Here is a 1,129-nt window from a genome sequence, read left to right on the forward strand (position 1 = left end):
ATCGTTCGGGACAACCTGTAAAACAATTAAGCAGCGAGTATGGCATATCAGAAGTAACCGTTTATAAATGGATTAAAATATATTCTCCTATCACATCAGTTGATGAGGATGAAATGACGCTCGAAGATCTGAAACGAATGAAAAAAGAAATGCTTCGTCTAAAAGAAGAGAATGAAATTTTAAAAAAGGCTATGGCCATATTCGCGAGAAAATAAAAGATACAGAATTACACCAATTTATCGATTGTCAAAAAGAAACACACCCTGTTCATATGATGTGCCAAACTCTTGGGATAGCGAGAAGTTCTTACTACCAATCTCAGCACAAAATAGAGTCAAAGCGTCGTCGTGAAAATGAAGAATTAACCAAAAAAATTATACAAATTCATCAAGACAGTGGAGAGCGTTACGGTGCGCCAAAGATTCATCAAATACTATTGGAACAAGGATTACAAGTAAGCATAAAGCGTGTACAACGGCTCATGAAAAAAGAAAATATTCGTTCCGTTATCTTAAAGAAATACAAACCACATTCATCAAAATCAACCGTAGAGGAACGGATAAATCTATTAGAACAAGACTTCTCTACAACGACAATCAATGAAAAGTGGGTAGCGGATATTACCTATATTCACACGCAAAAAGATGGTTGGTGTTACCTTGCATCTGTCATGGATTTGTATTCTAAAAAAATTGTTGGATATTCATTTTCACGAAATATGACAACGAATCTTGTGGTAAAAGCGTTAGAAAACGCTTACTATACACAGAAACCACCAGAAGGTCTCATTCTACATACTGACTTAGGAACACAATATACAAGTCAAGAATTCCAAACGGTACTCGCGAACTATAAAATTACCCCCTCTTTTAGCAAAAAAGGGTGTCCATATGATAATGCTTGCATAGAGTCGTTTCATGCCACTTTAAAGAAAGAAGAAGTATATCGTACAAAATATGTCACATTTGAACAAGCAAACTTAGCATTATTTCAATACATCGAGGGATGGTATAACCGCAAGAGGATTCATAGTAGCATTGGTTATAAAACTCCCCAAGCAATAGAAGATCTAGCTAAAAAAGTAGCTTAGATTTAACTTTTTTGTGTCCAAAATATTGACTCAAATCCA

General features: G+C 35.1%; 1 protein-coding gene. It reads left to right on the plus strand.

Features of this window, described 5'->3' with window-relative positions:
* Window positions 1-1,090, plus strand: a protein-coding gene (locus V7183_RS24250; protein WP_335361114.1) for an IS3 family transposase whose coding sequence is annotated in 2 segments (ribosomal slippage) — window positions 1-180 and window positions 180-1,090 — 1,091 coding nt annotated over the 2 segments. Because the reading frame shifts where the segments join, the coding sequence is not laid out codon by codon here. This gene is flagged as partial in the annotation.
* Window positions 1,091-1,129: the final 39 nt, after the last annotated feature.

Source organism: Bacillus sp. JJ1127, assembly GCF_036965845.1.
In the GTDB taxonomy this organism is placed as follows: domain Bacteria; phylum Bacillota; class Bacilli; order Bacillales; family Bacillaceae_G; genus Bacillus_A.